Here is a 6,919-nt window from a genome sequence, read left to right on the forward strand (position 1 = left end):
AATTACCACAAAGACAAAAAGTATATTTCCGCCAAGACTGGAGAAGACCGTGGCAAAAGCAATTTTAGCACCGGTTTCACCGCCTTGCATGATAACACTGTTTTCTACAGCACCCGCCAGACCTGTGTAATATAAAATATAAATGAGTGCTACAAACAAGGTTCCAAAGGTTAGGGCCCGGGGAAGATTCTTTTTGGCATCTCTTAATTCCGCATTAATACTCGTGGCAATAATCCATCCTTCATAGGCAAAGGCTGTAGCCACCACGGCAGTGAACATAGGATTTGCTGTTGTTGTGTCAGCAATAACTCCACTTGTGAAATTTTCGACCAAGATACCGTTGCTTAATCCAGTAATTGTGCCTAAGATAGCCATAAGTATTAAAGGAATAAGCTTGATGATCGTGGTAGAAACCTGGAATTTTCCCGCTAATTTCGGGGATAGCGCATTTATAGCATAGCTTCCAATCAAATAGAATCCCGCTAATGCCATAGCTTCCGCACCCACGATATCCCAGCCCAAGAGTACACAGGTATAGCGAGCGGAAACCCAAGCCAATACTGAAGTAATTGCCGGATAATAGATTGTGGTCATAAACCAACCTACATAATAAGCGTATTGGCTACCCACGGCTGCTTCAGCGTAATCTACAACTCCATTAACTTTCTCATAACGCGTAGCCATAGTAGCAAACACATAAGCGCAAATAATCATAATCAGGCCGCCAATAATCCAGGCCATTATTCCTAACGGCAGATCGCCACCAGTAGCCACCAAGATTTTCTCCGCTTTAAAAAACACCCCGCTACCGATGACAATTCCGATAACCATAGCGATAGCCGTAACTAAACCATACTTTTTCTGCAGTTCATTTTCCATACGCATCACTCCCCTATTATTAGCATGATTGACAAGGTTACTTAGTCACATGCACAACTTTAGCAAATATAGAGAGATTATTCAATAACTTCACTGGTTTTACTTATGATTTCTTTCACTTCTCATTTTCCCGCATCATCACGAAGGAAAATTTCCTTAATCTACGCTCATCATCTGTTTTATTATTTTCAAACCCTCGAAGAATATTCTCGATTATCTGAACCAATTCATCGCACTCTCCATCGCTCAGATAAAGAGAATACTTCTGAAAGCCCACTCTAGGATTGTTCTTAAGACGATACACCCTCTCCACTGTTCCCCTGATTTTATATTCCGCGCAAACTTCAATTATTTCATCCTCAAGTAATTTATTTACATGACGATATAGACTAGCAGGTGGAACATCGGGTAGCTCTTCAGCAATCCTTTTCACCGTTTCTGTATCATGGCCCAAGAACAGTTGGAAAATTCTCATCCGAACTGGATTTAATAAACTGTTTAATTCTTTACCCTCCATTTAATCGTCACCTCTTTCTTTAAAGCATCTAACTTTATAATTACTAATATTGATAATGTTCTCAATTATAATACTACTATCACTAATGATAGCATACAAGTCCTAGAGGAACTAAAAGCACTTATTAAACAAAAATACACTTATTAAAAAAACACTTATCGATCAAAATCAATAAGTGCATATTTTCTCCATTCACTTGTTATACGTGTTGGTAAGTTACTCTCTCAGAATTTTGGAAACCTATAATGTCCCGTAATGGGACTTTTCCAACTAAGCAATCGATCCTCTTCAGAAGCAACCGGTCCTCCATTATGTAACAGATAGGGGACACCGTCTGGCCGGCGCCGATCGGAGATTATAGCTATATGCTCATAGGGTTCGGCAAAGGTCACTATATCCCCAGCCTGCCATTGAGTTAGGTTTTCAATATCTCCAGGGAAAACTTCTATAGTTAGCTCTTGACCATAGCGTTGAAAATATACTCTAAGGTTCTGAACTCTGCGAAAATCAATATTTGGTTCTCTTTCTCCGTCAACTCGAGGGTACAAAGAGATGTTGTGCCGTATGTCTTCATCCACCATTTTTTTGAGGTCATATCCTGCATGCTTGAAGGCTCTCCAGATTACATCTGTGCATACACCCTCATTCTCAGGCGGATAACCCCCTTCATAATAATTATCTCGATAACGGGGCTTCCTTTCCGTCTCGTCCCGAGCCCCCGCGACAATATCCTTTGTATCACTAATCCCATCCCCATCTTTATCCAAAGGGCAATCAACGGTTGGGACCATAAGGTATGGCTTTGGTTCTGGGTACTTTATATCGTAAGAGAACTCGTTACTGCAGCCTTGACTTAGAAACAATATTGCTAGAAAGCCTATCACCATAGATAATCTATTAAGTATGTAAGGGATTTCTCGACTTTTCTTTTCTTTTTCTAATCTTTGAGACATATTTGGCCTCACCACCCCAGAGATAATTAACACCATAGTAATCTATAACGAAGTAATTATATGCGACATAAGTTCAAATATGAGTTTAATAATCGTTCATAAGCAATCTATAAGTACAGCGAGATTCACAAGTTATACTGCTCTGGTTACATTTAAAATCTACAATCTCTCCAGCAGCATTAGGATTGGAAGCAGGATATCTGTGAATTTTCAAGATTACAAGCTTACTGACAACACTACAAACCTCTTGTCGCTCTTCTAGGTTATACTCCATGGTGACTCCTTCTGCCTATGCTGATTTTGTGATTAATTAAAAAACTAGGACACCGCACGGGGTGTCCTATATAATTACATGTCAAATATTGTTTCCTTTAATAGTTAATTCTTTCTTTGCCTGCCCGGGTGTTTGGGCAAAAAGCGTTCATGTTCAGCCCGAGATTTCATCAAAATGGTTAACCATTCATCTTGAGTAAACAGCCTACCGAGCTGATATATCTTATTCTTCAAAGTATCATATTTTTCCGGATAATCTTCTTCAATAATGTCCATCACTAATTTAGGCTGTTCAGTTTCACTCTGTGACTTATTCTTTTTTAGTGGAAGTCTTTTAAGCTTTATGAATCTACTCATAAAAACCTCAAGCTTTTCGCTTTATTTTATTGTGATTTAATCTCTGTCCATATTCTATCATAGATTGGTAAAACATCGGAGAGATCTTCAAAAACTTCTGAGTTTTGTAATTGACCATCCGCAGGGTAATAAGCAGGATCCGAAGTCAGCTCTGCAGGTAGCATTTCTATAACTTCCTTATGAGGAGTAGAATAACCGATATAATCGGCATTTTTATAGGCTATATCCGTGCTGCACATAAAATCGATGAACTTCTGGGCCATAGCTTTGTTTTGGCTGGTCTTGGGAATAACCATAGCATCATACCAAATATTGCTTCCTTCTTTAGGAATGACATACTCCAGATCGGGATTTTCACCTTTCATAAAGACTGCATCCCCTGACCAGACCACAGCCATAGCTGCTTCATTACCGATCATCTTATCCTTTACTTCATCCCCGACATAGGCCATCAACAAAGGCTTCTGCTGAATCAGTAATTTTTTGGCTTCTTCCAATTCTTTTTCATCTCGGCTATTTAGAGAATAACCTAGCTTCTTCAAGGCCACAGCAATAGAATCCCGTTGGCTGTCCAGCATCAGGATCTGCTTGGAGTATTTTTCATCCCATAAAACATCCCAGCTATCTATCGTTCCATCGACCATGGTCTTGTTGTAAATGATCCCGACAGTGCCCCACATGTATGGTACAGAGTATTGATTCTTGGCATCAAAGGCCAAGTTCTTAAAGCGATCATCGATCTTGGCGTAATTAGGAATAGCGTTCATATCGATCGTATTCAGCATATCTTCCTTGATCATTTTCGAGATCATATAATCCGAAGGAATTGCTACATCATATTTCGCCGTCCCAGCTTTAATCTTGACATACATTTCTTCATTGGTCGCAAATTGTTCGTAGATGACATCCACATTATTGGTTTTTTCAAAATCCGCGAGAACCGATTCATCGATGTAATCTCCCCAGTTATAGACATAGAGCTTTTCCTGACTGGATCCACCACAGCCTGCGAGACCCAAAACCATTCCTACAAGGAGCACACCCACTCCCAATTGTTTAAATATGCATTTTTTCAATACTTCTCCCTCTTTTCACTTTGTTTTTCTTTAGCCATCCGGTAATTCACAAAGACCAAGATCGCCATGATAAATATAAACATTAAGGTTAACAGTGCATTAATTTTCGGGTTAATTCCTCTTCTGGCCATAGAATAAATGGTGATGGCCAGATTAGATACTCCGGAGCCCGTGGTGAAAAAGCTTACCACAAAGTCGTCAATGGACATGGTGAAGGCCAGTAAAAAGCCTGTAACAATCCCCGGCGAAATCTGTGGCAAAATAACTTTCTTATAGGCCTCAAAAGGGGTAGCCCCTAAATCCAAGGCTGCGTCATAAGTATCGTTATTGAGCTGACGTAGCTTCGGTAGTACCGAGAAAATTACGAAGGGTAGATTAAAGGTGATATGTGCTAAGAGCATGGTTATAAAACCCAAATTAATCTTAACAAAAATAAAGAGCAGCATCAAGGATATCCCCATAACAATATCCGGGCTAAGCATGGGCAAATAGGTTACATTTAAGGTCATCATCTTCGGTAAGCCATGCATATTGTTAATACCGATAGCCGCCAGGGTACCGAGGACTGTAGCGATCAAGGAAGCAATAATGGCGACCACTAAGGTGTAATACAGAGCCGAAGCAATCTGACCATCCTGAAACAACTCAATATACCACTTCACTGTAAAGCCATCCCAGTTTCCCCGGGACTTGGAGTCATTAAAGGAAAAGATCATCAGAATGAGGATCGGGGCATAAAGAAAAAAGAAAATCAAGAAAGTGTAGCTTTTCATCAAGAAGGACTTCACCAGAGCCCACCTCCTTCTTGATCTTTGTCAGTCTTGGCCATGATTCCCATGGTCAGCAACAAGAATACCATCAGAATCAGGGCGAGGGAGGAGCCAAAGCCCCAATCCCCTGTGGTCAAGAACTGCTGCTCAATTAAGTTCCCGATCAGCATATACTGTCCCCCGCCTAATAATCTAGAGATGACGAAGGTCGTAACCGCTGGCATAAAAACCATAATAATCCCTGATGCCACCCCGGACAAACTTAGAGGAAAAATAACCTTAAAGAAGGTCCTAGCAGGAGTGGCTCCTAGATCCTCAGCAGCCTCGATCAGAGACCGATCAATTTTTCTCAAGACTGAATAGATGGGCAAAACCATAAAGGGCAGAAAGTTATAGACCATGCCCAGAACCACGGCCTTATCTGTATAGAGAATATTTAAAGCAGGCAAGCTTAGGGCCGCCAAGATCTGATTAATAATTCCATTGTTCTCCAACAAAGTCATCCAAGCATAGGTTCTAGCTAAGAAGTTCATCCACATGGGCAAAACAAAAAGAACAATCAGAAAGTCCCTCATTTTAAGCTCTTTGGAAGCCAGAATCATGGCCATGGGATAACCCAGTAACAAGCAGAAAAGTGTACTGATAAGAGCCAACCCAATTGAACGCCCAATGACCTTGAGATAGATCGGTTCAAAGACCCGTTCTAGATACTCAGTGGTAAACCGAACCCCGTCAGGCCCAGTCTCAAACATACTAAAATAAACCACGAGCACCAAGGGGATAATCGTAAAGATCAGCATCCACAGCAAATAAGGAGCGGTCAGAAATTTTCTTTTCAATCCCCTCTCACCTTCTTCATAATGTGTATATCATTGGGAAGAATCTGAAGGCCGACCTCATTCCCTACTTCGGCCATCTGAGTACTATGAACCATCCAGAGGAACTCGCTGCTCTGAATCATCATCTCATAATGTACGCCCTTAAAGACTACAGATCGAACTTCTCCGGTGAGCATGCCTTCCTCTACGGATACGAGCTTCAAGTCCTCCGGACGAATGACCACGTCCACTGCTTCGTTATCAGCAAAACCCTTATCCAGACATTCAAAATGACGACCATGGAAACGCACCATATAGTCCTCTAACATGACCCCTTCAAGTATATTGCTCTCTCCGATGAAATCTGCAACAAATACGTTTTTGGGCTCATTATAGATATCGATGGGTGTCCCGATTTGTTGAATTTTTCCTTCATTCATCACCACGACGGTATCGGACATGGTTAGTGCTTCCTCTTGATCGTGAGTGACAAAGACAAAGGTAATCCCCAAACGCTGCTGGATATTTTTCAGTTCCATCTGCATCTCTTTCCTTAGCTTGAGGTCAAGGGCTGCTAAAGGCTCGTCCAGTAAAAGCACCTCAGGTTCATTGACAATAGCCCTAGCGATGGCCACCCGCTGGCGCTGGCCACCACTTAAGGAATCAATATTTCTTTTTTCAAAACCTCTTAGATTCATGAGCTCCATAACCTGAAGAACTTTTGTTTGTATCGTCTTATTGTTCAATTTCTTAATGCGCAAGCCAAAGGCAATGTTCTCAAAAACATTCATATGCGGAAACAGCGCATACTGTTGAAAGACAGTATTTACTTTTCGCTTATAGGGAGGAAAATCGTTAACTCTCTTGTCTTCAAACAGAATCTCCCCGCTGGTGACATTTTCAAACCCTCCAATGATCCGAAGGGTCGTCGTTTTCCCACAACCGCTTGGGCCAAGAAGGGTTATAAATTCGTTACGCAATATATATAAGTTTATATTATCTAAGACTTGTACCCCGTCATACTCTTTCGTGACGTTGACAAGCCTGATGATTTCTTCGTTCATACCTGACCTCCTAATTAAAAGCATAACAATGTCTATTTTACATTTTAGCAGAATATCGTCAAGAATACTTTAATACCTAGATTCTACGTCAGTACTTCAAAAAGCATAATCAAAGCCTTGATAAATATGCGTTCCTTCGAAATTCAGCTTTCACCCATTGGGTGAAAGAAAAGTGCTCAAAAATATGTTAAATTATCAGCTTTTATGACTCG

Annotated in this window: 8 protein-coding genes; all 8 read right to left on the reverse strand. The window is 40.8% G+C overall.

The features are described 5' to 3' along the window. A partial coding sequence (locus AAC978_RS16085) for an APC family permease (RefSeq protein WP_341549092.1) occupies positions 1-879 on the reverse strand: 879 nt, incomplete at its 3' end. A gap of 115 nt (positions 880-994) precedes the next feature. Then, positions 995-1,396: a helix-turn-helix domain-containing protein gene (locus AAC978_RS16090; protein ID WP_341549093.1), complete on the reverse strand. Its 402-nt coding sequence runs from the start codon at positions 1,394-1,396 to the stop codon at positions 995-997. 224 nt (positions 1,397-1,620) lie between these two features. Then, the gene (locus AAC978_RS16095; protein ID WP_341549099.1) at positions 1,621-2,283 is read right to left on the reverse strand and encodes a DUF1287 domain-containing protein; all 663 of its coding nucleotides are present in this window, start codon (positions 2,281-2,283) and stop codon (positions 1,621-1,623) included. 444 nt (positions 2,284-2,727) lie between these two features. Then, positions 2,728-2,979, reverse strand: coding sequence for a hypothetical protein (locus AAC978_RS16100; protein WP_341549094.1), 252 nt, complete (start codon positions 2,977-2,979; stop codon positions 2,728-2,730). Between the two features lie 26 nt (positions 2,980-3,005). Further along, complete coding sequence (locus AAC978_RS16105; protein WP_341549095.1) at positions 3,006-4,055, reverse strand: ABC transporter substrate-binding protein; 1,050 nt, start codon at positions 4,053-4,055, stop codon at positions 3,006-3,008. Next, entirely contained in the window at positions 4,052-4,843 is a 792-nt protein-coding gene (locus AAC978_RS16110; RefSeq protein ID WP_341549096.1) for an ABC transporter permease, read from the reverse strand. The genes AAC978_RS16105 and AAC978_RS16110 overlap by 4 nt, the downstream gene beginning before the upstream one ends. Next, entirely contained in the window at positions 4,840-5,664 is an 825-nt protein-coding gene (locus AAC978_RS16115) for an ABC transporter permease (RefSeq protein ID WP_341549097.1), read from the reverse strand. The genes AAC978_RS16110 and AAC978_RS16115 overlap by 4 nt, the downstream gene beginning before the upstream one ends. Then, a complete protein-coding gene (gene potA, locus AAC978_RS16120) occupies positions 5,661-6,707 on the reverse strand; it encodes a spermidine/putrescine ABC transporter ATP-binding protein (RefSeq protein ID WP_341549098.1) in 1,047 nt (348 codons plus the stop codon). The genes AAC978_RS16115 and potA overlap by 4 nt, the downstream gene beginning before the upstream one ends. Positions 6,708-6,919: the final 212 nt, after the last annotated feature.

The organism is Desulfitobacterium sp. THU1 (assembly GCF_038181555.1).
GTDB lineage: Bacteria > Bacillota > Desulfitobacteriia > Desulfitobacteriales > Desulfitobacteriaceae > Desulfitobacterium.

What these genes read in the sequence shown, in the direction of transcription:
- AAC978_RS16090 (WP_341549093.1), bottom strand. Translation starts at nt 1,396, where the DNA reads ATGGAGGGTAAAGAATTAAACAGTTTATTAAATCCAGTTCGGATGAGA.
- AAC978_RS16095 (WP_341549099.1), bottom strand. Translation starts at nt 2,283, where the DNA reads ATGGTGATAGGCTTTCTAGCAATATTGTTTCTAAGTCAAGGCTGCAGT.
- AAC978_RS16100 (WP_341549094.1), bottom strand. Translation starts at nt 2,979, where the DNA reads ATGAGTAGATTCATAAAGCTTAAAAGACTTCCACTAAAAAAGAATAAG.
- potA (WP_341549098.1), bottom strand. Translation starts at nt 6,707, where the DNA reads ATGAACGAAGAAATCATCAGGCTTGTCAACGTCACGAAAGAGTATGAC.